23 protein-coding genes are annotated in these 22,683 nt (G+C 65.3%); 5 read left to right on the top strand and 18 right to left on the bottom strand.

The genetic code is table 11. From position 1 onward, the window contains the following. Nucleotides 1-34 precede the first annotated feature (34 nt). The gene (locus tag ACVWY6_RS03160; RefSeq protein ID WP_023956096.1) at nucleotides 35-1,126 is read left to right on the top strand and encodes a CaiB/BaiF CoA transferase family protein; all 1,092 of its coding nucleotides are present in this window, start codon (nucleotides 35-37) and stop codon (nucleotides 1,124-1,126) included. Between the two features lie 71 nt (nucleotides 1,127-1,197). On the opposite strand, the gene ACVWY6_RS03155 is transcribed toward ACVWY6_RS03160, so the two are convergent. The 6 genes from ACVWY6_RS03155 to ACVWY6_RS03130 all read right to left on the bottom strand — a co-directional run bounded on the left by ACVWY6_RS03155 (nucleotide 1,198) and on the right by ACVWY6_RS03130 (nucleotide 6,372). After that, nucleotides 1,198-2,001, bottom strand: coding sequence for a mycofactocin-coupled SDR family oxidoreductase (locus ACVWY6_RS03155; protein ID WP_023956246.1), 804 nt, complete (start codon nucleotides 1,999-2,001; stop codon nucleotides 1,198-1,200). Nucleotides 2,002-2,108: 107 nt separating this feature from the next. After that, entirely contained in the window at nucleotides 2,109-3,296 is a 1,188-nt protein-coding gene (gene mftD, locus ACVWY6_RS03150) for a pre-mycofactocin synthase MftD (RefSeq protein ID WP_400728574.1), read from the bottom strand. Between the two features lie 97 nt (nucleotides 3,297-3,393). Then, the gene (mftC, locus tag ACVWY6_RS03145) at nucleotides 3,394-4,623 is read right to left on the bottom strand and encodes a mycofactocin radical SAM maturase (RefSeq protein WP_030164873.1); all 1,230 of its coding nucleotides are present in this window, start codon (nucleotides 4,621-4,623) and stop codon (nucleotides 3,394-3,396) included. Nucleotides 4,624-4,708: 85 nt separating this feature from the next. Further along, nucleotides 4,709-5,002: a mycofactocin biosynthesis chaperone MftB gene (mftB, locus tag ACVWY6_RS03140; protein WP_033335691.1), complete on the bottom strand. Its 294-nt coding sequence runs from the start codon at nucleotides 5,000-5,002 to the stop codon at nucleotides 4,709-4,711. 1 nt (nucleotide 5,003) lies between these two features. Beyond that, a complete protein-coding gene (gene mftA, locus ACVWY6_RS03135; RefSeq protein ID WP_023956102.1) occupies nucleotides 5,004-5,111 on the bottom strand; it encodes a mycofactocin precursor MftA in 108 nt (35 codons plus the stop codon). A gap of 118 nt (nucleotides 5,112-5,229) precedes the next feature. Then, nucleotides 5,230-6,372, bottom strand: coding sequence for an acyl-CoA dehydrogenase family protein (locus tag ACVWY6_RS03130; protein ID WP_317711842.1), 1,143 nt, complete (start codon nucleotides 6,370-6,372; stop codon nucleotides 5,230-5,232). 290 nt (nucleotides 6,373-6,662) lie between these two features. Here ACVWY6_RS03130 and mftR point away from each other — a divergent pair, with 290 nt between their 5' ends. Together mftR and ACVWY6_RS03120 are read left to right on the top strand one after the other, a co-directional pair. Continuing rightward, nucleotides 6,663-7,280: a mycofactocin system transcriptional regulator gene (mftR, locus tag ACVWY6_RS03125; RefSeq protein ID WP_030164881.1), complete on the top strand. Its 618-nt coding sequence runs from the start codon at nucleotides 6,663-6,665 to the stop codon at nucleotides 7,278-7,280. Nucleotides 7,281-7,338: 58 nt separating this feature from the next. Further along, the gene (locus tag ACVWY6_RS03120; protein ID WP_099383922.1) at nucleotides 7,339-8,388 is read left to right on the top strand and encodes a ferredoxin--NADP reductase; all 1,050 of its coding nucleotides are present in this window, start codon (nucleotides 7,339-7,341) and stop codon (nucleotides 8,386-8,388) included. Between the two features lie 19 nt (nucleotides 8,389-8,407). On the opposite strand, the gene ACVWY6_RS03115 is transcribed toward ACVWY6_RS03120, so the two are convergent. Genes ACVWY6_RS03115 through ACVWY6_RS03090 form a run of 6 tightly spaced genes read right to left on the bottom strand, consistent with a single transcriptional unit; the run spans nucleotide 8,408 to nucleotide 12,779 of the window. Continuing rightward, nucleotides 8,408-9,124 carry a DNA alkylation repair protein gene (locus tag ACVWY6_RS03115; protein ID WP_457536864.1) on the bottom strand — a complete coding sequence of 239 codons (717 nt, stop codon included), beginning with the start codon at nucleotides 9,122-9,124 and terminating at the stop codon, nucleotides 8,408-8,410. 60 nt (nucleotides 9,125-9,184) lie between these two features. Beyond that, nucleotides 9,185-10,387 (bottom strand): NAD(P)/FAD-dependent oxidoreductase, encoded by a 1,203-nt coding sequence (locus ACVWY6_RS03110; protein WP_457536119.1) that lies wholly within the window; start codon nucleotides 10,385-10,387, stop codon nucleotides 9,185-9,187. 46 nt (nucleotides 10,388-10,433) lie between these two features. Next, on the bottom strand, nucleotides 10,434-10,979 hold the full coding sequence (locus ACVWY6_RS03105) for a hypothetical protein (RefSeq protein WP_133248691.1): 546 nt from the start codon (nucleotides 10,977-10,979) through the stop codon (nucleotides 10,434-10,436). 26 nt (nucleotides 10,980-11,005) lie between these two features. Then, a complete protein-coding gene (locus tag ACVWY6_RS03100; RefSeq protein ID WP_457536117.1) occupies nucleotides 11,006-11,644 on the bottom strand; it encodes a hypothetical protein in 639 nt (212 codons plus the stop codon). Further along, complete coding sequence (locus ACVWY6_RS03095) at nucleotides 11,641-12,135, bottom strand: hypothetical protein (protein ID WP_457536115.1); 495 nt, start codon at nucleotides 12,133-12,135, stop codon at nucleotides 11,641-11,643. Before ACVWY6_RS03095 ends, ACVWY6_RS03100 begins: the two co-directional genes overlap by 4 nt. Continuing rightward, a complete protein-coding gene (locus ACVWY6_RS03090; RefSeq protein WP_457536113.1) occupies nucleotides 12,132-12,779 on the bottom strand; it encodes a hypothetical protein in 648 nt (215 codons plus the stop codon). Before ACVWY6_RS03090 ends, ACVWY6_RS03095 begins: the two co-directional genes overlap by 4 nt. Nucleotides 12,780-12,964: 185 nt before the next feature. On the opposite strand from ACVWY6_RS03090, the gene ACVWY6_RS03085 reads away from it, so the two are divergent. Beyond that, complete coding sequence (locus tag ACVWY6_RS03085) at nucleotides 12,965-13,837, top strand: universal stress protein (protein WP_457536112.1); 873 nt, start codon at nucleotides 12,965-12,967, stop codon at nucleotides 13,835-13,837. 10 nt (nucleotides 13,838-13,847) lie between these two features. Next, nucleotides 13,848-15,308, top strand: a complete 1,461-nt coding sequence (locus tag ACVWY6_RS03080; RefSeq protein ID WP_023956120.1) for an amino acid permease — start codon at nucleotides 13,848-13,850, stop codon at nucleotides 15,306-15,308. 318 nt (nucleotides 15,309-15,626) lie between these two features. Here the strand turns inward: ACVWY6_RS03080 and ACVWY6_RS03075 are convergent, their stop codons facing one another. The 6 genes from ACVWY6_RS03075 to ACVWY6_RS03050 form a co-directional block, all read right to left on the bottom strand. Next, nucleotides 15,627-17,252: an AMP-binding protein gene (locus tag ACVWY6_RS03075; protein WP_457536110.1), complete on the bottom strand. Its 1,626-nt coding sequence runs from the start codon at nucleotides 17,250-17,252 to the stop codon at nucleotides 15,627-15,629. 8 nt (nucleotides 17,253-17,260) lie between these two features. Further along, nucleotides 17,261-17,887, bottom strand: a complete 627-nt coding sequence (locus tag ACVWY6_RS03070) for a TetR/AcrR family transcriptional regulator (protein WP_023956124.1) — start codon at nucleotides 17,885-17,887, stop codon at nucleotides 17,261-17,263. Next, a complete protein-coding gene (locus ACVWY6_RS03065) occupies nucleotides 17,887-19,224 on the bottom strand; it encodes a cytochrome P450 (protein ID WP_457536108.1) in 1,338 nt (445 codons plus the stop codon). The genes ACVWY6_RS03070 and ACVWY6_RS03065 overlap by 1 nt, the downstream gene beginning before the upstream one ends. 77 nt (nucleotides 19,225-19,301) lie before the next feature. Continuing rightward, nucleotides 19,302-20,273 (bottom strand): o-succinylbenzoate synthase, encoded by a 972-nt coding sequence (locus ACVWY6_RS03060; RefSeq protein WP_457536106.1) that lies wholly within the window; start codon nucleotides 20,271-20,273, stop codon nucleotides 19,302-19,304. Between the two features lie 7 nt (nucleotides 20,274-20,280). Next, nucleotides 20,281-20,877, bottom strand: a complete 597-nt coding sequence (locus tag ACVWY6_RS03055; protein ID WP_457536104.1) for a TetR/AcrR family transcriptional regulator — start codon at nucleotides 20,875-20,877, stop codon at nucleotides 20,281-20,283. Then, nucleotides 20,878-22,647: an N-acyl-D-amino-acid deacylase family protein gene (locus tag ACVWY6_RS03050; protein ID WP_457536862.1), complete on the bottom strand. Its 1,770-nt coding sequence runs from the start codon at nucleotides 22,645-22,647 to the stop codon at nucleotides 20,878-20,880. Nucleotides 22,648-22,683: the final 36 nt, after the last annotated feature.

The following is a 22,683-nucleotide window of genomic DNA, read 5'->3' as shown; positions in this document are numbered from 1 at the left end:
GCGTGGTGGACCACTCGACGATGAGGTGCGATACATGGCAAAGAACGGACCGCTGAGCGGAATACGCGTGATCGAGTTCGCAGGCATCGGCCCCGGGCCGCACGCAGCGATGATGCTGGGAGATCTGGGCGCAGACGTCGTGCGGATCGAGCGTCCCGGCAAGCTTCCCAAAGAGGGACAGGTCGCCGACCAGCTCTTGCGCAACCGCACGGTGGTCGAGGCGAACTTGAAAGATCCTACGGACAAAGAGGCGATCATGAATCTGATCGCCAAGGCCGATGTCGTCATCGAAGGCTTCCGTCCCGGCGTCACCGAACGCCTCGGTTTCGGTCCCGATGATGTCGCGGCCGTCAATCCCCGTGTGGTCTACGGACGGATGACAGGGTGGGGCCAGGACGGCCCGCTGTCGCAGGTGGCCGGCCACGACATCAACTACATCTCGCTGACCGGCCTGCTGCATGCCGTCGGCCGGGCCGACGAGGTCCCCACCCCACCGCTCAATCTGTTCGGCGATTTCGGCGGCGGATCCATGTTCCTCGTGCAGGGAATCCTGGCGGCGCTCGTGGAGCGCGAGAAGTCGGGCAAGGGCCAAACCATCGACGCCGCAATGGTGGACGGTGCCTCGGTGCTCGGCCAGATGATGTGGGCCTTCCGCGGGACGGGCCTGTGGGGCAATGAGCGCGGCGCCAACCTGCTCGACACCGGCGCCCCGTTCTACGACGTCTACGAGACCTCCGATGGAAAGTACTTCGCCGTGGGCGCCATCGAGCCACAGTTCTATGCCCTTCTGCTCGACGGGATGGGACTCGCCGATGACGAAACACTCCCCGACCAGCTCGACATGCCTCAGTGGCCGGCCATGAAGATCCGATTTGCCGAGGTGTTCAAGTCCAAGACCCGCGACGAGTGGACCGCGATCTTCGACGGAACAGACGCGTGCGCCACGCCGGTACTCGACTGGGAAGAGGCGCCGCAGAACAAGCATCTGGCCAGTCGTCGATCCCTGGTGGAGATCGACGGCGTCATGCAAGCCTCTGTGGCACCGCGCTTTTCGCGGACAGTGCCCGACACACCCGCCGCACCGGCCCGCACCGCAGCCGACCCCGCCACGCTCTGGCAGGACTGACCGACCCAGACACGAACGACGGCCCATCCCGCGTGCGGGGTGGGCCGTTGTCGTATCCGCCGTGTGGCCGGTTAGACCTTGGTGGCGCCCATGTCCACCTCGATAGAGGAGGCGGTGATGAACTTGGCGCGTGTGGAGCAGAGGTACATCACCGCGTCGGTGATGTCGCCGGACTTGGCCATCCCGGGCAGGATCGGCTCGAAATGCGCCTTGTACTCGGGCATCTCGAACACCTTGAAAGCATCGGCGTCTTCGATGCACATCGGGGTCTCGACGCCGTAGGGGTGAACGGTGTTGACCCTGATCTTGCTGCGGCCCAGCTCTTTTGCGGTTGTGTGCGCCAGCCCGACCAAGGCATGTTTGGACGCCGAGTAGGACGCCTGCATCGGCATCGACTTGATCCCGGCGACGGAGCTGATGATCACGATCGAGCCCCCGTTGCCCGCTTCAAGCATCGCCGGGATGGTCGCCTTGAGCGTCTTCCAGGATCCGTTCACGTTGACATCGATGACGTCCATGAACTGGCTCTCGGTCATCTCGTGGACGCTGCCCCAGGTGAGCACACCGGCATTGACGATGACGTAGTCGAGTCGGCCGAATTGTGCGACGCCGTCGGCAACGAGCTGCTGCTGGCCCGCCAGGTCACGGGTATCGAGTTGGCGGGCAAGAATATTGCCCCCCGCGGCCTTGACCTGGCGCACGGTCTCTTCCATGTCTTCGGCGGTGGCCACCGGATAACCGATCTTGGTGACCTCACCACATACGTCGAGCCCGATGACCGATGCGCCTTCCTCGGCGAATCGGATCGCGTGACTGCGGCCCTGTCCGCGGGCGATGCCCGTGATGTAGACGACCTTGCCGTCGAAATCTCCCATATCGGCCACTGCCTCCGTCGATCTGAACGTGGGTTGAGTACCACGCCACATTACAACAAACTGTAACGTGTTCTAGTCGAATCAACCTGCCGGAGGCGCCCCGGGATCTACGAGGTGGTTTCGCCGAATCGCTTCTCGAAGCCTTCGGGGATGATGATGTCGTCGCGGGTGAGGTCGTGAATGCTGCGGCGGCCCAGTCCCATCAGCGCCGAGTCGATTCCGCCGCGCATGATGTCGAGGACGTTCTCGACACCGGTCTGGCCGTTGGCGGCCAGGCCCCAGAGGTAGGCGCGGCCGATCATCACCGCATCGGCACCGAGGGCGAGGGCCTTGACGACGTCGCTGCCGCGCCGCACCCCGCCGTCGAGGAGTACCTCGATGTCTTTGCCGACGGCGTCGGCGATCGGTCCGAGCATCCGGATGGTCGCCGGGGTGCCGTCGAGGTTGTTGCCACCGTGATTGGACACCGAGATGGCGGTGGCCCCGATGTCCACGGCGCGCTTGGCGTCGTCGATGCGGGTGATGCCCTTGACCATGAACGGCCCGCCCCACTCCTCCCGCAGCCACTGCAGGTCTTCCCACCGCGGCGGTGCGGTCTGCATCCACTGTCCGTATGCGCCGAAGAAGGTCGGTGCCTGCTGCGCCTTGTCCACCACGTTCGGCGCGGTGAGGTCGGGGATGATGGGCTTGCCCTTGTTGAACCAGTCCCAGGCGTAACGCGGTCGCATCGCGATCTCGGGAGCCAGTTTCAGCAGGGCCTTGAGGTCGACCTTCTCCGGGATCTCGGGGCTGCCCCAGTCACGCCCCATCGAGAACGACCAGTCCGTGGTGACGATGAGACCTTTCGCGCCGGCCTCGCGGGCCCGTTCGGCGCGCTTGAGGATGTCCTCGCGAGAGTTGAGCCAGTAGGCCTGGAAGAAGATCTTGTCGTTGACTGCGGTGACCTCCTCGATCGGCTTGGAGGCGAAACTCGACAGACCCATGGCGGTACCACGGGCGGCGGCTGCCCGAGCGACGGCGACCTCGCCTTCTTTGTCGACGGCCTGGACGCCGGTCGGCGAGATCATCACCGGAAATGAAATGTCTTGACCCATCACGGTTGTCGACAGTTCCCGCTCGGCGTGCGCGCCGACGACGTGGGGCGCGAACCCGAGTTCGGCAAACGCATCCACGTTGTCGTTGACCGTGATGCCCTTCTCGCTTCCGGCGATCAGCGACGAATACACCGACTTGGGAAGTCGCTTCTTCGCTCGCCGCTGGGCTTCGGCGACACTCTCGAACCAGGGATTGACCATGGGGTGTTGATTCCTTTGCTCACCGGCGACTTTGCCGGGTTGTGGTGTGGGAGTTCGCCTTCGGTATCAAAGGCGACTCCGGGTGAGGCCGCGTCGTTCAGTGGCAGGCCGAGGCGGCCGCCGGCGTGAATCCGGCCAGCGGGTTCTCGTCGCAGTCACGCGAGGGCGGACGGGTCATCAGGGTCAACGGCACACCACGCGAGTGGTCCTTGTTGGCCGAGGGCACGCTGCGGTCGCCGGCCAGCAATTCTTCGCCATAACCCTGAACACATTCGGGGTCGGGTCCGGCCAGGGGAAGACCGGTGAAGAACTTGGCGGCCATGCATCCTCCGCGGCACGCGTCGAAGTGCTGGCACTTGGTGCAGGCGCCGGCGTTCTGGGGTTCGCGGAGTTCGAGGAACAGGTCGGACTGCTGCCAGATCGTCTTGAACCCGCCGTCGGACAAGATGTTTCCGGCGAGAAAGTTCTCGTGGATGGCGAACGGGCAGGCGTACACATCACCGACGGGGTCGATCAGGCACACCACGCGGCCGGCGCCACAGAGGTTCAGACCGGGCAGCGCACCCTGGCCGGACTCGGCGAACGCCGACAGGTGGAAGAACGAGTCGCCGGTGAGTACCCCTTCGCCGTGCGCGACGAGCCAGTTGTACAGGTCGCGCTGCTGTTCGGGTAGCGGGTGCAGGTCATCCCAGACGTCGGCACCTCGACCGGACGGCCGCATCCTGGTGATACGCAGGGTTGCGCCGTAACGGTCCGCGAGCGCCTTGAACTCATCAAGCTGGGTGACGTTCTGCCGGGTCACCACCACGCTGATCTTGGCGTCGGCGAACCCCGCCTCGTGTAGGTTCTCGAGCGCCTTGATCGCCATCGCATACGACCCCGGGCCGCGAACTGCGTCGTTCACCTCGGCGGTCGCGCCATCGAGTGAGATCTGCACGTCGACGTAGTCGCTGGCCGCGAGACGCTGGGCGACCTTCTTGTCGATCTTGAGGCCGTTGGTGGAGAACTTCACTCCCACTTGGTGATCGGTGGCGTAGTCGACCAATTCCCAGAAGTCGGGCCGCACCGTCGGCTCGCCGCCACCGATGTTGACGTAGAACACCTGCATGCGCTGCAGCTCGTCGATGATGGCCTTGCACTGCGCGGTGTCGAGCTCACGTGGGTCGCGCTTGCCCGAGGAGGACAGGCAGTGCACACACGACAAGTTGCACGCGTAGGTCAGCTCCCACGTCAGGCAGATCGGTGCATCGAGACCTTTTTCGAACTGGTCGACCAGGCGGCCGACGGGCTGAGACGACGCCGAGGGGCGGTCGAGAACAGAAGTCATGGGGGTTCCTCACAGAACACGTACCGGCGGCAAGGATTTGCCGGACCGCACGCGCCGGGCTGCGACGCGTGCGGCTGTGCCGGACTTAGGAGTTGGGGACGATCATTCCCGAAACAGCCAGTGCAGAGAGCGCACTGACATACAGGTGCCGGTCGGCATCGCCGATGCCGGCAGCTGCCAGCGCGTCGTCGGCACTCGCGTGGTCACCGAGCGACTGCACGACCTCGACCACCGTCAGGTTCTTGAGGAACGACAGCTTGCGAGTGCCGAAGTGGTACAACAACGCTCCGAAAGGCTCGGGACGCAGTGCGACCGACGAGTTCAGCACCCACGCGCGATCGGCGTCGAAAGCGGTTGCTCGATCGGTGGTGACAGACACGTCAGTAGACGCCGCACATGCCGTCGATCGACACCTCTTCGACCAGGGATTCGGTGACCAGTTCGGTCTCGGTGGTGGCGTCCGACTGCGAAGGATTCTGAGCTGTCATGGGGATTACCTCCTGTTGTGGGTGTGACGACCACCATAATGGCACTCAGTGCACAAACGCTAGGGGTTGAGTCGAATCAACACGAGATTTACGCGAAAACCGTCCGAAAGGACAGGTACTACAGCCCCATGTCGCGGCCGATGATGTCCTTCATGATCTCGGTGGTGCCACCGAAGATCGTCTGGATCCGCGAGTCGACATAAGCCTTGGCCACGGGATATTCGTTCATGTAGCCGTATCCGCCGTGCAGCTGGACACAGTGGTCGATCACTCGCTTGGCGAGTTCTGTGGTCCACCACTTGGCCTTCGCCGCGTCCACCGCCGTCAGCTCTCCCTCGACCACGGCAGCCAGGCACCGATCGATGTACTGTTCTGCGATGTCGAGCTCGGTGCTCATCTCCGCAAGGACGAACCGGTTGTGCTGGAACGTTCCGATCGGTTGTCCGAAGGCCTTGCGGTCCTTGGTGTATTGCAGCGTGTCGGTGAAGACCTGGCGCGCACCGGCGATGGCACCGATGGCTATCGACAGCCGCTCGGACGGCAGGTTGTGCATCAGGTGGTAGAAACCCTTGTTCACCTCACCCAGAACGTTCTCGACCGGCACCCGGACGTCGGTGAAGTGCAGTTCGGCGGTGTCCTGCGCGTGCTGGCCCATCTTGTCCAACTTGCGGCCGCGTTCGAATCCCGGCATTCCGCGTTCGACGACCAGCAGGGTGAACCCCTTGTGCCCACCGTTCGGGTCAGTCCTGGTGACAACGATGACCAGGTCGGAGTTGATGCCTGCCGAGATGAAGGTCTTGGAGCCGTTGAGCACCCAGTGGTCGCCGTCGAGCACTGCGGACGTCTTGATGCCGGCGAGGTCGCTGCCTGCGCCGGGCTCGCTCATCGCGATGGCGCCGATCAGCTCGCCGGAGGCAAAGCCCGGAAGCCAGCGTTGCTTTTGTTCGTCGTTGGTCAGTTTTGCCATATAGGGCCCGACCACATCGTTCTGCAGACTCAACGCAGGCGTTGCGGATCCGAACTTCGCCAGCTCTTCGACGATGACGGCGTTGAAGCGGAAATCCTCGATCCCGCCGCCACCGAACTCCTCCGGCAGATTGAACCCGATCAGCCCGTACTTGCCGGCGGCGAGATACGCCGATCGGTCGACCTGGCCTTCCCGTTCCCACTGCTCCGCATGAGGTGCGATCTCCCGTTCAATGAACTGGCGGGTGGTCTCCCTCAGCTGATCGTGTTCGGTCTCGAATACAGTTCTACGCATCGTGTTCCCTCTCAACGTCATTCACGTCTGATAACCGTCTGTTCGGAGCGGTATCGATGTGCCCCGACCACGCCGTCGAGGTGAGGGAACGCTCGTTCACTTCATGCCCCGGCAAGTGGGGCAATCGTAGTTGATCGGCACCGGGCGGCAGATCCTTTTGAGGCTTTAGGGCCAGCCTTTTGAGGCGACAGGAACAGGCCGCTGTTCGACATCTACCATGGGCGATGTCGCACGCCGGCGACCGCGAGACGCACCGGAGGTGAAGCCGTGCCCAGTGGACGGCGATCGGCGTGACCGCTCAGATCGGGCGGCGGCCGAGCACCACCAAGGCGAAGATCACCGATGCCGCGATCGACCTGTTCACGGAGGTCGGCTTCGACGAGACCAGTGTCGACGATGTCGCCGCCGCCGCCGGGATCGCCCGGCGGACCCTGTTTCGCTACTACCCCTCCAAGAACGCGATCGCGTGGGGTGACTTCGACGAGCACCTGCAGGACATGCGCAGGCTGCTTGCCGACCTTCCCGCCGACATGCCCGTCGCCGACGCGCTGCGAACCGCACTGCTCGCCTTCAACGAGGTCCCGGACGAGCACCTCGAACATCACCGTCGGCGGATGCACCTGCTGCTGAGCGTTCCGGCCCTGCAGGCGCATTCGATGCTGATGTACACCGGATGGCGCGATGTGGTCGCCGAGTTCGTCGCGATGCGCACCGGCACAGACGCCTCCGATCACGGCCCGCAGACGGTCGCCTGGATGCTTCTCGCCGTGGCGCTCGCCGCGTACCAGCAGTGGCTCGACCGGCCCGACTCCGATCTGGGCGACCTGCTCACGCGCGGTAGCCATATCCTGAGCGTGGGCCTCACAAGCGAGTTGGGGCCGCTCGGACGCACTGGTAATCTCGACTAGAACGTGTTCCAGTTTTGTCCGTGGCGTCCGCTATGCCGTCAGGCGAGGAGGTAGGCCGGTGACCGTGTCCCCGCACAGCACCCGCAGCATTGTGCTGACCGTGGCCGAGGTGATCGACGAGACCGGCGACGCCAAGTCCCTGGTCTTCGACGTACCGGAAGAGTCGGCCGAACGATTCCGCTACAAGCCGGGTCAGTTCCTCACGCTGCGCATACCGAGCGATCAGACGGGATCGGTGGCTCGCTGCTACTCGCTCGCCTCGAGCCCGTTCGCCTCGGAGAAGCCCAAGGTGACCGTCAAGCGCACCGCAGATGGCTACGGGTCGAACTGGGTCTGCGACAACGTGTCCGCCGGAGATCAGATCGAGGTGCTGCCGCCCTCAGGTGTGTTCACCCCGGCCGATCTCGGCGCGCCGATCCTGCTCCTCGCCGCAGGCAGCGGGATCACGCCCGTGATGTCGATCCTCAAGTCCGCCCTGCTCAAGGGCACCGGGCGCGTGTATCTCTGTTACGCCAACCGCAGCGAGAACGACGTGATATTCGCCGCGGAACTTCGTGCGCTGCAGGAACAGTTCCCCGAACGGCTCACCGTGGTGCATTGGCTGGAGACTGTTCAGGGCCTCCCGACGATGCAGAAGCTGGCAACACTCTTGCGTCCACTGAAGGCCTACAACGCATACATGTGCGGCCCGGGTCCGTTCATGGACGTGGTGCACAAGGCCCTTGCCGAGGTCGGGATGTCGCACCACCAGGTTCATGCCGAGGTGTTCTCGTCGCTCTCCGGTGACCCGTTCGAGGACTCCGAGCCCGAAGAACTCACCGAGGAACAGATCGCCGACGCCGCATCGGTGGAGGTCGAACTCGACGGCGAGGTGCACGAGTTGTCGTGGCCCCGTAGCCGGACACTGGTGGACATCATGTTGTCGGCCGGGCTGGACGTTCCGTACTCCTGCCGTGAAGGCGAATGCGGGTCGTGCGCGTGCACGGTCACCGAGGGCACCGTGGCGATGGAGAACGTCGGGGCTCTCGACGAAGAGGACATCGAAGACGGGTACATCCTCGGATGTCAGGCCCGGCCCACGTCCGACACCCTCAAGATCGAGTTCTGACCCGCGTCTTCGGAACCCGTCACCGCAGTGATCGGTAGTGTGCACGCTCCTGCGCGGTGAGGTGTTCGGTGGCGTAACTCAGTGCGGTGCGGCCCATCTCGGCGGCATGCTGGTCGAGGAAGTCGATCAGCAGACGGCGGTCGACGCGTTTTCCCGTCTCCCGCAACATCCAACCGACCGCTTTCTGGATCAGGTCGCGACGGTCATCGAGCAGCGTGGGGGCCAACGCGAGAAGCGTTGTGCCGTCACCGGCTCTGATGAATGCGAAGGTGGCCAGCACGGCCACCCGCCTACGCCAGAGGTCGGTGTCGGCGGCGAGCCCGAGGAGCAGCGTGCGGTCCCGCTCGCCCCTCTCCCGGTCGCAGCGCAGAAGCCATTGTCCCAGGATGTATTCCGCAGACGAGTCGACAAGATCCCAGTTGTTCACCCGGCCCCGGTCCACGGCGGACAGATAGAGGTCCACCCAGGCAAGGCGGTCCTGGTCGCTCCGAGCTTTCTCGAAACCCGAGCGCACGAGGAACAATCCGGTGAGCCGGTGTTCGTGAATGTCGCTGTCCAGCAGGACGTTCACCTGACTGCGGTCGAGGCCACAAAACCTCTTGGCGATCTTCCGTTGCTGCGGGACGGGAACGCCGCCAAAGCGGTCGCCCTCGCCGTAGTCACCCGGCCCCGTCCGGAAGAACTTCGCCGAACTCGCGGCCCGGTCCGGATCCCCCAACTCATCGATGGCAGCCATCACCGCTGCGGCCGAAAGGGTTTCGGCGGTGCCGACGGCATCCATCAGCTCAGAGTCCGCTCACTCCAGGACGTCGGAGATCGGCGCGTGGGCGAGCAGCTTGTTACGCATCTTCATCACCGCTCCGGCCTTGCCTGCCCCGACCACGGCGGTGAGCAGCCCGTCCCGGCTGTAATAGACCACGAACTTGGTTCCGTCGTCAGAGATCACGTGCACGTCGTCGCCTGGCGAGGGATGGCCCAGCGCCTGGACCTTGATGTCGAACTGGTCGCTCCAGAAGTAGGGCACAAACGGCCGCGGGTTATCGGCCTCGGTGCCGAGGATCGTGTACGCCACCTTTGCCGCCTGCTCGATGACGTTGTTCCAGTGCTCAACCCGCGACGGTTTGCCCTGTGCGTCACGCCAATTGGCAACATCGCCGATGGCGTACACGTCGGGAGCACTGGTTCGCCCGGTCTCGTCACACGCGATACCACCGCCGTCGCCGCCGTCGGCGAATGCGATACCCGACCCTTCGAGGTAGTCGATCACCGGCGTCGACCCGATGCCGAGAACGACGATGTCGGCGGGTAGTTCGGTGCCGTCGGCGAGAGTGACGGCGCTGACCTTCTGATCGCCGACGATGTCGGAGACGCCGATCCCGGTCTTGATCTTCACACCGCGTTCGGCGTGGATCCTGCCGACCATCGCGCCCACCTGCTCACCCAGCGCAACCGCGAGGGGCGCGAGGGCCGGTTCCACCACGGTGACGTCGAGACCTCGGGTGTGCAGACTGGCGGCGACCTCGCAGCCGATGAAGCCGGCACCGACCACCACTGCGGTGCGCGCGCCGTCGATCTCCGAACGCAGTGCCAGCGCGTCGTCGACCGTGCGCAGCACGTGCACGCCCGCCTTCCCGCGGGCGAACGGCAGAGTGCGCGGGTTCAGACCGGTCGCCAGCACGAGCGTGCCGTACGAAAGGGTCTCCGGCGCGCCGCCGCCGACCGGTTCGGTGGTGACCGTGTGCGACGCGGGATCGACTGCGATGACCCGGGTTCCGGTGCGCAGATCCACCTTCTTGTCGTCGTAGAACTCGGCCGGCTTGAGGTCGACCCGGTCCTGATCGCCGATGAGTACCGATTTCGACAGCGGCGGACGATCGTAGGGCGGGTGCTCTTCCTGGCCGATCAGTACGAGGTCCCCGTCGTATCCCTCATTACGGAGATCTTCGACCAGTCGGGCTCCCCCGAGCCCGGCTCCGACAATCACGATCGCGGCGCTCATCGCCACCTCACATCCTGGATACGGCCTGCACATTGATTTGACATCTTCAGCCCGGTCCCACCGGTTGCAGCCCGGCGAGCAGCCAATTGCCGTCGACCTTACGCATGTCGGCCCACCGCGAGACAGCCACCACCTGCTGAGCGGGGTCGGCGGTCGGCACGGTGATGTCCTGGTTGACGAACACCAGTACCCGGGCGCTGTCGGAGTCCATCCGGTTCACCGCCGTCGCCATCACCTGGGCAGACATCTGGGCACCGAGGTCCACGGCTGCCGGCAGTACCACCGCAGGCCCTCTGCTACGGAAATCGAGGAGCAGCCTGCCGGTGAGCCGCGGTCCGACCATTTGTTGCTGATCGGCGAGCGTTTGCGGAGTGAACGTCATCAACGCGCTGACCGCGTCCGACGTGGCGGCTTGAACCTCGCGTCGCTGCCCCTCGCGTTCGTCACCTCGCGTCTGCGGGCCGATGAACCCCACCACGGCGATGGTGACGAGCACGAGGAGGGAGATGCCCAGAATCGCCACGACCGTTTTTCGTCGCCGCCCCCGATGCTCGGCGCGAGACGCCGGCGGGGTGTGGCGGGGCTCAGTCATGTCGCGCTCAGTCGGGTCGTGCTCTGTCATTGCAACTGTGTCCGATCGATCTTCCAGCGACCGTCGTCGGCCTTCATGGTGACCACCAGAGCCACCCGATTCTGTCCCGCACCGGCACCGAGCAGCGCCGGGTTCGTGCCCTCGGCAACCACATACACACGGGCGGTGTCGTCGTCGACGTCACCGGTGATGCCTGCGGCGAGCACCTGGCCGGTACTGGGTGCGTCGAGTTGACCGACGAGTTCGAGCACCTGGGGCCGTGCGTCCACGAGCCGCTGATGTTGTTCACCGGATGTGACGGCGAGCGCCTCATCGAGAAACCGCTGGGGCTCGGCGGGATCGATGGTCAGCAGGGTCGCGATCGCCGATCGGGTGTCGTCGAGGACGGAGGAGTCGCGGGCACGGTCCTGCTCGGCGGCACGGTGCTGCACGGCGAGAACGATTGCTGCGATCAGCAATACGACAGCGACGACGGCCGCGCACCCGCCGGCGAGAGCGAGCCGGCCACGGCGTCGTCGGTCTCGCGCGGCGTATGCGGGCGCAGCTGCAGACCGAGCGCTGCGGGCGGTCGCCCGCGCGTCCGCGACACGCTCGCGCGCCAATCGCAGCCGAGTGGAGCTCCCGCCCGTCTCCTCCCCACTGCCGGCTGTGGTCCGCGCGCTCACAGCACCTCGTCCGCCCTGGCGAGTTTCCAGTCGCCGCCGACCTTCTCCAGCCGAACCTCGACTGCCTTGACGTACCTCGCCGGTTCCGTGCCCGTGCGTGTCTGGGCCACCTCGGCCGACACCACGAGCTCAGCATGATCGGTACCGACGTCGGAGATCCCGGTCTCGATCGGTGTCCAGCTCACCGAGTAGTCGGGCACCGCCGCCGGATCGAGTGACGTCGCATATTGCTCGGCGAACTCATCGGTCACCAGTGAGCGCGCCCGTTCACGGTCTTGCCCGTAAGTGTCGGTTGCGAACGAGAACACCTGAGCCACCAGCGGTCCGGCCTGTTGCTGCGCCTGGCTGCGATTGGCCTCGAGCAGGTCGTCGTCGCCGTCGACGTGCCACGCCCAGGTGAGAGCACCGGCGCACAGGCCCATCACGAGCACCGCGACGGCCAGACCGCCCCAGACAACAGCGGGCGAACTGCGCTCCGCACCGACGCTCACGGGAAAAACTCCAGGTCCGAGATCTTCAGGGACCCGTCCTCGGGAACCACGTCCACCTGGATGCGGAACCGCCGATCATCCGGTCCGCCGGCCGGATCGGTGTTGGCGGGATCGTCGGTGACCTCGGTACGGGTGGCGATCGCAGCCGTGACCAGCAGAGTCGTCCGCTCGCCCGATCGCGACGAGATACCCACGCCGTCAACGGTTCCAGCCGCCTGGGCGCCGATCTGCTGCACAAACCTCGTATACGCATCGGCGGATTGGGCGAACTCGTCCCGGAACGTCCCCGTGGACCCGGCGAGAATCTTCCGGCTGCGTCCGGCGGCGTCGTCGGCAGCCGGGGTCAGCAGCAGCTCGACGCGTTCACGCGCGGTCCGTTGGTAGTCGGCATCGCTGAACCCGCTGTCGGCGGTGACGTATCGGTACCCGCCGGCAACAGCTGCGACGGCCGCCAGCGCGACCGCAGCGACGAGAATCCGGAACCACACCGGCGATCGAATCGGGTCACGCTCGCCGAGTTCCACCTCCAGCGCGGCCAGGGCCGACTCCGCCGCGCGTAGATCCGCCCGTGCAGCACGGTCCTTCGCGATGAGGGCACGCTCTTCCGCCGGAGTGGCGGACAGCAGTGCGCGGGCGTTGAGCACCGGTTCATCCTAGAGACCCGGCCGCCGTGCGGGTCCTGCTTCTGGCGGCCGGTCGCGTGTCGGTCGGCAAGAACGGCCCGCCCGACATTCCGACAGGGTGCGCCGGGGTCGGTTACATTCCTTGCGGGGGTGAACGTGGAGATCATCGGAAGAGGCGGACGTATGAACCCAGCACGGCCCCTGCAGTGACCGTTGTCGTCGGATATCAGCCCGGGCGCGGAGGCGATGAGGCGATCGAGCTCGGGTCCGGCCTGGCCGATGCGCTCGGCACAAGCCTGGTATTGGTGATCGCCACCCCCAAGCCGTGGAAGACGCCATCGATGGCCCGGGTCGACGCCGAGTTCGCCGAGTACGCACAGCGTTACGGCGACGACGCCGAGGCCGCCGCCCGCACTCACCTCCGGACCCGCGCACCGGGCACCGGCGTGAGCTTTCGCCGCGTCAGTGAAGGCTCGGTGTCGAAGTCACTACATGTGGCGCTCGACGAGCTGGACGCGGACGTCCTCGTGCTCGGAACCACCCACGGCGACGATGGCGGCCGAATGTCGCTCGGTGCCACCACCAGTCGCCTGATGCACTCCAGCTCCGTACCGCTTGCGCTCGCTCCCAGGGGCTACCGTTGCACTGCCATCACCGGTGTCACCTGCGCGTACTCCGGTGACTCGCGCGGCGAAGACGTGGTCGTCTCGGCACGTGATCTCGCCGGGCGACTGTCCGTCCCGCTACGCGTGGCGACGTTCGGGGTGCGGCCGGCGGACATGTTCCCGCCCGAGGTCGGATTCGATGCCGAACGCGGCGTCATGCAGGCATGGCGCGAGCAGATGGCGGCCTCGATGCAAGAGCTGGTGCACCGCAACGTGATCGGCGACAGCGTCCAGACGTTGGTGAGCACCGGCGACAACTGGGACGCGGCCTTCGACGGCATCGAATGGCCGCAAGGTGAGATCCTCACCATCGGCACGACCCCTCGTGATTCCGTCAAGCGCGTATTCCTCGGGTCGACGGCGGCGAAGATCATCGCTGCCGCGACCGTTCCCACGATCATCTTCCCCGGCTGAGGTACCCACCATGGATGTCAACAAGAACCCGGCCTCCGCCGGCGAAGCACCACTGACCATCTCCACCCTGTTCCGCCGAAAACCCGTTCCCACCGGTTACCTCGTGGAAGCGGACACCGGCCTCAAACGCACCATCACCACCACACAGCTGGCGTGCTTCGGTATCGGATCCACCGTCGGTACCGGCATCTTCTTCGTGATGAGCGAAGCGGTGCCCGATGCCGGGCCGTCCGTGGTGATCTCATTCCTCATCGCCGGCATCGCCGCCGGTCTCGCGGTGATCTGCTACGCCGAGATGGCGTCGGCGGTGCCGGTGTCGGGGTCGACGTATTCCTACGCGTACGCCACGCTCGGCGAGGTTGTCGCGATGGCTGTCGCGGGCTGTCTGCTGCTCGAGTACGGGGTGGCGACCGCCGCGGTCGCCGTCGGTTGGAGTCAGTACCTCAACGCACTCCTCGGGTACATCCACCTACCAGCGATTCCACATGCGCTCAGCGCGGCACCGTGGGACGAGAACCCCGGTGTGGTCAATCTGCCCGCGATCATCCTGGTGGCCCTCTGCGCGGTTCTGCTCATCCGGGGAGCCAGCGAGTCCGCGCGCGCCAACGCGATCATGGTGGCCATCAAGTTGTCGGTACTGGCCCTGTTCGCAGCGGTTGCCTTCTCTGCCTTCAACACCGATAACATGAGCCCGTTTTTCCTCAACGGCGCCAACGGCGTGACCGCCGCAGCAGGCGTCATCTTCTTCTCGTTCATCGGCCTCGACGCCGTGTCCACGGCAGGCGAAGAGGTGAAGGACCCGCAGCGCACCATGCCCAGGGCACTGATGGCCGCGTTGATCACCGTCATCGTTGTGTACGTGTTGGTCGCGCTCGCCGCGGTCGGCGCCCAGCAGGCAGACAAGTTCAAGGGGCAGGAGGCCGGCCTGGCCCAGATCCTCGAGGACGTGACCGGGTCGACCTGGCCGTCCATCGTGTTGTCGGCGGGTGCCGTCATCTCCATCTTCTCGGTCACCCTGGTCACCTTGTACGGACAGACCCGCATCCTGTTCGCGATGGGCCGCGACGGCATGCTGCCGAAGTTCTTCACGCGGGTGAACGCCACGACGTTGACGCCGGTGAACAACACGGTTGTGGTGGCCGTCGTGGTGGCCCTGATGGCCGGCTTCATCCCCTTGGATTACCTGATCGACATGGTGTCGATCGGCACCCTCACCGCATTCACCGTCGTCAGTCTCGGCGTGATCATCCTGCGCCGCCGCGAGCCGAATCTGGAACGGCCGTTCAAGGTCCCGTTCTATCCCGTCACCCCTGTTCTGGCCATCGCGGCGTGCATGTACATCCTGTGGGGACTGCACTGGTACACCTTCGTCTTCTTCGGACTGTGGGTGTCGGTCGTGATCTGCTACTACCTCATCTACGGCCGCAAGCACTCCAGGCTGAACGTCACCTCTGATCCGCTGGGTGGATGACGACTGCTGAGGCAGTCCCGGCGCGGGAATGGGTTGGGGCGCTCGGGAAACTCGGGAACGCTCAGGCTGCGGAGCGAGCAACGACAAGGACACCGAGCGAAGTAGTTCGGCGGCTCGGGAAACTCGCGAACGCTCGGGCTGCGGAGCGAGCATCGCACGTCGGGCTGCGGGTCAGCTCGGGAAACTCGCGAACGCTCGCACTGCGGACGGGGCAACCACGAGATTCGCACGCGAGGCTGGGGGGCGGCTCGGGAAACTCGTGAACGCTCGCACTACAGACCGAGCAACAACCAGAACACCGAGCGGGGCCCTACCGACTTACGCCGTGTTGTGCTCCTGTGCCAGCGCGTCGAGTGTGGTTTTTGTGACTTTGCCTTGTGCGCCACGCGGCAGGTCGGGAACCACGATGACGTCACGAGGAACTCGCGACCGCGACAGCTCGGTACCGATGTAGGTCTTCACGTCGGCGGCTGCCACGTCGGCACCATCACGCGGCACCACAAATGCCCGGAGTCGTTGACCGAAGTCCTGATCGGGGACGGCAACAACAGCGGCGTCGACGATGTCGGGATGCTTGCCGAGCGCCAGTTCCACCTCTTCGGGGAAGACGTTCTCGCCGCCGGAGATGATCATCCCGTCACTGCGGCCCTCGACGAACAGCCTGCCCGCGGCATCGAGACGTCCGGTGTCCCCGGTGTTCAACATCCCGTGCAGTGTCTCTTTGCTCGTGCCGTTGGTGTACTTGCTGATCTGGCTGCCCGACCGCACGAAGATCTGTCCGGACTCCCCCGTCGGTACCCGAGCACCATCTCTGATGATGGCCACCTCGACGCCCAGCGGTGGGCGCCCGGCGGTGGTGGGTTCGGCCGCGAGATCGTCAGGGGTCGCAATGGTGACGTACGAAGCCTCGGTCGCGCCGTAGAGATTGTGCAGTACCGGCCCGAACCGCTCGGCGACGGCAAGCACCAGGGATGCGTCGAGTTTGGCGCCGCCGGAAGCGATCATCCGGAGCCGGCCGTGGTCGATGCGACGGAGCTGTTCCTCGTCGAGGTCCATGAACCGGCGCAGCATGGTGGGTACCACCATCATTGCGGTGCAACGGTGTTCGACCAGAAGATTCAGCGACTCCGGTGCCCGGAAACGCCGGTCCATCACCACGGTCGCGCCGGTCAGCAGGCACACCATCGTGGCAAGCAGACCCCACCCGTGGAAGGCCGGGGCGGACATCAGCACGGTGTCGGAGCCGCGGATCGGGATCTTGGAGACGAACCCGGCCGGCAACGACATCGACACGGCGCCGTCTCGCGGCGCGCCCTTCGGCGCTCCGGTGCTGCCGCTCGTGAGGATCACCAGCGACGACTGGTGCTGCGGCGCCCGCGGCAGTTCGGTCGAGCTCGACGCGATCAGGTGGTCGAGTGTGTCGGGTCCGGGCTCACCCACAGCCTGGTCGGTCCAGGCGATGTACCGGCGGACACCGTGGTCGACCAATTCGAGAACGCCGGCGAACTCCGCGTCGTGCAGGATCACGTCGACCTTCTCGCGAGCGGTCACCTCCGCCATCTGCTTGGCGCCGAGATCGGTGTTCAGCAGCACCACACGTGCACCGAGTCCGATGCCGGAGAGCAAACCGATCACCGCGAAGCGGCTGTTGCGGCACATCACTCCCACAGTGGGACGGTCCTGACCTGGCAGGACCTCACCCAGGCCGTTCATCACCGCGTTGCACATCGCGGCCAGTTCGCTGTACGTCACCGGTCCCAGCGGGTCGATCAGCGCAACCCGACTGCCGTGGATTGCCGCATAGATCGCGGGTCCCGCGGCTTCACCTGCCGCACGACGCAGCTTGGCGACCTGCGGCAGTTGACGAACACCTGGCATCGCGCCGGCGCGCCTCAGTTCCCGTACCGCTGCCAACTCGGTACGCACATGGTTCAGCTTCGACACGCGACGCCTCACCACACCATCGTCGCGAGATAGCGCTGCGCGTAGTCGCGGACCGCTTCGGGCTCCGATCTGCTCTCATCCATCGCCGGGGTATCGAGGTACGAGATCACGAGCCGGACAAGGATTTCGGTGACCGCGTGCAGATCCTCATCGGGCATCTTCGCGCCCGCCGCCCGCAACGTCTTCATGATCCGCCCGGTCACGATCTCGATGAACAGACCGGTCACCGAGTTGGTGATGCCCTTGAGTGCGTCGCGTTCATCGACCATCATGCGGCGGATCAACGGATCGTTGTTCACCAGCTGCGCACCGGCGAGGAACGCCTCAACGACCGCTTCCTGCGGTCCGTGGCCGACGGTGGCCTGCTCGAGCAACATCATTCCGTCGAGGTAGATGCGTTCGGCCACACCGAGCAGTAGCGCCTCCTTGTTCGGGAACCGTCGATAGAGGGTGCTGCGGCTGACCCCCGCGCGCTTGGCGACATCGTCGACGCCGGTACGGCGAATACCGTTGTCCTCGAACTCGCCTCGAGCCGCCTCGAGGATTGCGTCTTCTTGCTCGCGCGGCGATGCGGTGTTGCGCACCTTGCGCGACGATGATGCCCGTTCTTCGGTGGGACTCGACGACCGCGCCATCACACGCGCCGCATGGTGACTGGCAGCTTGTCCTTGGGCACCGGGAGCGAGCTGAAATCCATCGGCATCGTGTAGTCCTGCGGCACCGACCACTCGAAACCGCGTAACAACTGGTGCATGATCGTCCGGACTTCCATCTGCCCAAAATACAACCCGATGCACTTGTGCACGCCACCGCCGAAGGGCATCCAGGCCATCCGGTGCTTCTTGTCCTCGGCACGCTCCTTGGTGAACCGCTCGGGATCGAAGACGAACGGGTTGGACCAGTACTCCGCGTCGTAGTGGTTGGTCAGCCCTGGAACCGACACGATCGAACCCTTGGGCACGTAGTGCCCGAGTACCTCGGTGTCTTTGATCGCCATCCGCGGCTGCCCGGGAACCGGAGCGCACATGCGCAGCGACTCCTTCATGATCAGGTCGAGATCGGTCAGCTTGGCCAGGTCGTCATAGCCGAGTTCGGCGCCGAGTTCCATGGACTGGGCGCGGGCACGGTCCTGCCACTCGGGCGACTTGGCCATGCGGTAAGCCATCTGACTCATCGTCATGGTGGAGGTGTCGTGGGCGGCCATCATCACGAAGATCATGTGGTTGACCACGTCTTCGTCGGTGAACCGATGGCCCTCCTCGCTCTCGGCGTGGCACAGCACCGAGAACAGGTCGGGCGACTCCCCCGCCCGCTTGGCGGCGATGTGGCTCATGAAGAACTCTTCGAGGACTTTGCGTGACCGCAGCCCCTTCCACCAGCGACCACCGGGGACCGGCCGGCGAACCAGCGCGACACCTGCGCGGACCGTGTCGATGAACGCCTTGTTGACGCGGTCGGCTTCCTGTTTGGGCAGTTCCAGACCCATGAAGACCTCGAGTGCCACGTCCAGGGTGAGGGCCTTGAACTCGCTGAACAGTTTGACCTCGCCGACGGGGAACTGCTTGATGCGCTCGACGATCATCGGCTGCATCTCTTGCATGTATCCCTTGAGCACGGGCTGGGTGAAAGCCTGCTGGAGGATCAGCCGATGGTGGCGGTGCTCTTCGAAGTCGAGCAGCATCACACCGCGATTGAAGAACGGGCCGATGAAAAAGCTCCAGGCCGGACCGTTTGCGAACGCCTTGTCCTTGTTCATCAGGATCTGATCGGCCGCTTCGGGTCCACGGCAGGTGACCAGCTTCTGCCCGAAGGCGTTCATGAAGGAGACACGACCGAATGCCGCCTGCTGGGCGTCGCTGAAGGCGAACGGGTCCCGGCGCATCTTCAGGATCTGGATCGCCCCGTTGGTGTCCGAACCCTCGATCGACTTCAGACCGCTGCCCGATGGGGCCTCCGCCAGGATGACCGACATTGCTGAACCTCCGCTGTTGGAACGATTTCGCAAAATTGTATCTTCTGGCGACGTCCAGGCACAGCCGGTTGCGGTTTTCAGTTGTCGGCGAGTATCGCCAGGCAGCGGCGCAGACGCTCCAGCCACCAGTCCCGTCTGTCCTCACCGGCGAGGGGCAGCGCAGTGGGATCGATGTCGACCAGACGGGGACTGAGCGAACCCATCTCCGGCACAAAGGGCTCGGCGACGTCGGTGACGAACAGTCCGCCGGTGCCGAGGCCGCAGGCAGGGGGTTCGGCAGGCAACGCGACCGCGGTGGCCACGCCGGACGAGATGCCGACTGCGGAATCGAGGGCGCTGGAGATGACCACCGGTATCCGAATCCGGCCGGCGAGATCGAGCACCCGCCGCATGCCGCCGAGGGGCGCCACCTTCAGGACGGCGATGTCGGCGGCCTCGGCGGCGATGACCTTGAGAGGGTCACTGGCGCGCCGGATGCTCTCGTCGGCCGCGATCGGGGTGTCGACAGCGGCCCGGACAGCAGCGAGTTCGTCGATGGTGGCGCAGGGCTGCTCCGCGTACTGCAGCTCACCGAGCGCGCGGATCGCTGTGATCGCTTGCTGCACAGTCCATTTACCGTTCGCGTCCACCCGGACATGGTCGATGCGGGACCGGACGGCCTCCACGCGTGCGACGTCGTCGTCGAGCGTCTGACCCTCCTGCGCCACCTTGACCTTGGCTGTGTGCGCCCCTGGATATCGGGCCAACACTTCGTCCACCTGGTCGGCCGGGATCGCGGGAACGGTGGCGTTGACCGCAACCGAGTCCCTCACCGCGGGTGGCGGTCCGAGGTAGGCGACTTCGATACCCGCAGCAAGCCAGGCGGCCGATTCGCCGTCGTCGTATTCGACGAAGGCACCGAACTCACCCCATCCGGCCGGGCCCCGGAACAGCATCACCTCACGAGTGGTGATGTCGCGGAACCGCATGCGCATGGGCAGGGCAACCACCACGGCCGACTCCGCGATCTCCTCGTAAGGCGGGACCGGGGACGCGGAGGGGATCGTCATGAACGATTCACCGATCTGCCGCACCGGCCAGCCAGCCGAGTACCAGTTCGAGCCTCTGCTGCTCCAATTCTGGCTGCGGATGGACTGCCGCCGCAACGGCTTCCCCGTCGAAGAGATGGACAATGGTCAGCGCCACGAGTTCGATCTGTCCGTCGGGCAATCCCTGTACGGCGGGAACGGTCCGCGCGAACTGCGCTATCTGATCGTGATACTCGGCGAGCATGGGCGCCAGCCGTTCCCGAAGACCCGCGTCGGTCCGCGCGGCGATCAGCAGTTCGTACCAGGCGCCGTTGATGGGTGCCCGGCACGCCTGACGAACCAGCACGAGGCAGTCGGCCAACGTACCGGTTCCCAGCAGGGCCAAACTCTGCGAGAAGGCTTCGAACTGTCTGGCACGCACGGAATCGGCCGCCGCGATCACCAGGTCCAGCCGAGTCGGGAAATGCCGGAACAGCCCACCCTGGGACACTCCGCTACGCGCACAGATCTCACTGATGGTGCTGCGTTGATATCCCAGCTCGCACAGCGACTCCACACACGCATCCACCAGCCGCGCCATCGTGGCTGTCCGGCGCTGCTCCTGGGTGCGGCGTGCCTCTCCCATCTACGCGGTGGACCTCTCGCGTACCGTCCCACGCGCGGCCCCTGCGCGCAGGAACTGGCCGGCCTGCACCGTGGTGCCGAAACCCGGTGCGAAGTTGCCGCGACCGTAGAGATACTGGCCGCCGACCACGGTCGCAGACACCGCGTCGTCATTACGATTGACCATGCGCTTGATCCCCCCGAATTCGGTCATGGTTGCCTCAGCGTATTCCTTGGTCTGGTCGGTCAGTCCCGCCGGGTCGACGACCACGAAATCGGCGCGGTCCCCCTCACGCAGGAATCCGGCGTCGAGACCGTAGAATTCCCCGAGTTCACCGGTGAGTTTGTGCACCGCTTCTTCGATGGTGAGAAATGGTGTGCGCGAGCCGTGTTCGGCTTCTTTCACACGTTGCAGCAAACGGATCCCGTAGTTGTAGAACGCCATGTTGCGCAGATGCGCACCGGCGTCGGAGAAGCCGATGGTCACGCCGTTCTGCTTGATCAACCAGTCGGCGATCTCCGGACGGTCATTGGTGATCACGGTGCGCCAGCGGAACTTCGTGCCGTAGTCCACCACGAGGTCGAGGAACATGTCGGTGCTGTGGACCCCACGTTCGCGGGCCACCTCTTCCACCGTCTTACCGATCATGGATTCGTCGGGGCACTCGGTGATCTCGGCATCGTCGAAGTCGCGATGCCAGATCCGTGAGCTGAACTTCTTCTCGAAGTCCTTGCGGAACCATCGCCGATACTCGGGATCGGCCAGCAGGTCGTTACGGCCCATCTCCTCGCGCAGGTGCAGTGCCGCACGGCCCGAACCGAACTCCTCGAACACCACAAGATCGATGCCGTCGCTGTACACCTGGAAGGGCACCGGCAGATGCTGCCAGCGCAGGGCGCCCCGACCCCAGTTGTTGGCCACAGTCGCGATCGGTCCGAAGATGCGCCGCACCCACCGGTCCGACTTCGCGTCGGCGGCCGCGAGGACCGAGGTCTTGAGGGGCTTGCGGCCGAGCCCGGTGCTCCCGGCGAGGAAGAAGAGGATGTCGTATTTGGTGTTCAGGTTGGGGATGGTCTGCAAGACCCGATCACGTTGCCGCAGCACCTTGTTGATCTTGCGGCGCTCGCTCCAGTGGGCATAGGTCGAGGGCAATGACCGCGACCGGTAGCGGTCGCCGTCCAGCTTGTCCCAGGGGTTCGTCATCCCCGACACCCCGAGGAATCCCGCGTCGAGCGCGTCGCTGACCGCCTCGAGCATGGCGTCCATCTCGGCGCGACTCGGTGTGTGGGACCGATCGGTGGAGCGACCGAGCCCCATCACGGCGGTCCGGATGTCGGAATGACCGAGGAAGGCCGCGATGTTCGGGCCCAGCGGCAGATCGTCGATCGCCTCGACGTAGGACGCAGGATCGGTCCACGTCTTCCCGCCTTCGAGCGCCTTGATGACGTGATCGCGCGGCAGAGCCTCGACCCGACTGAACAGGTCCGCGGCGTCGACCGGGGTCGTGTACACGGTGGACAGCGAACAGTTGCCGATGATCGCGGTGGTGATGCCGTGGCGTACCGACTCACCCAGACCCGGTGCCACCAGCACCTCGGCGTCGTAATGGGTGTGCACGTCGATGAATCCTGGCATCACCCACTGACCGGCAGCGTCGATCAGCTGCGTGTCGGGCCCGGCGGGCAGAGGTGTGGCGGAGACGGAGACGACCCTGCCGTTCCGGATTCCGAGGTCGCGGCGCAGACCTGGCCGACCGGTGCCGTCGAACCAGGTGCCCCCGCGGACAACCATGTCGTACGGGGCATCGCCGCCTCCCGTATGTCCGTT

The organism is Williamsia sp. R60 (assembly GCF_054063855.1).
This window is presented reverse-complemented; position numbering and strand designations above follow the sequence as displayed.

Coding starts and splice junctions, on each gene's coding strand:
- ACVWY6_RS03060 (WP_457536106.1), bottom strand. CDS start 20,273: ATGACGATCCCCTCCGCGTCCCCGGTCCCGCCTTACGAGGAGATCGCG.
- ACVWY6_RS03160 (WP_023956096.1), top strand. CDS start 35: ATGGCAAAGAACGGACCGCTGAGCGGAATACGCGTGATCGAGTTCGCA.
- ACVWY6_RS03155 (WP_023956246.1), bottom strand. CDS start 2,001: ATGGGAGATTTCGACGGCAAGGTCGTCTACATCACGGGCATCGCCCGC.
- mftD (WP_400728574.1), bottom strand. CDS start 3,296: ATGGTCAATCCCTGGTTCGAGAGTGTCGCCGAAGCCCAGCGGCGAGCG.
- ACVWY6_RS03050 (WP_457536862.1), bottom strand. CDS start 22,647: ATGGTTGTCCGCGGGGGCACCTGGTTCGACGGCACCGGTCGGCCAGGT.
- ACVWY6_RS03065 (WP_457536108.1), bottom strand. CDS start 19,224: ATGTCGGTCATCCTGGCGGAGGCCCCATCGGGCAGCGGTCTGAAGTCG.
- ACVWY6_RS03070 (WP_023956124.1), bottom strand. CDS start 17,887: ATGGCGCGGTCGTCGAGTCCCACCGAAGAACGGGCATCATCGTCGCGC.
- ACVWY6_RS03130 (WP_317711842.1), bottom strand. CDS start 6,372: ATGCGTAGAACTGTATTCGAGACCGAACACGATCAGCTGAGGGAGACC.
- mftA (WP_023956102.1), bottom strand. CDS start 5,111: ATGACAGCTCAGAATCCTTCGCAGTCGGACGCCACCACCGAGACCGAA.
- ACVWY6_RS03080 (WP_023956120.1), top strand. CDS start 13,848: ATGGATGTCAACAAGAACCCGGCCTCCGCCGGCGAAGCACCACTGACC.
- ACVWY6_RS03105 (WP_133248691.1), bottom strand. CDS start 10,979: ATGACTGAGCCCCGCCACACCCCGCCGGCGTCTCGCGCCGAGCATCGG.
- mftC (WP_030164873.1), bottom strand. CDS start 4,623: ATGACTTCTGTTCTCGACCGCCCCTCGGCGTCGTCTCAGCCCGTCGGC.
- ACVWY6_RS03110 (WP_457536119.1), bottom strand. CDS start 10,387: ATGAGCGCCGCGATCGTGATTGTCGGAGCCGGGCTCGGGGGAGCCCGA.
- ACVWY6_RS03115 (WP_457536864.1), bottom strand. CDS start 9,124: ATGGCTGCCATCGATGAGTTGGGGGATCCGGACCGGGCCGCGAGTTCG.
- ACVWY6_RS03055 (WP_457536104.1), bottom strand. CDS start 20,877: ATGGGAGAGGCACGCCGCACCCAGGAGCAGCGCCGGACAGCCACGATG.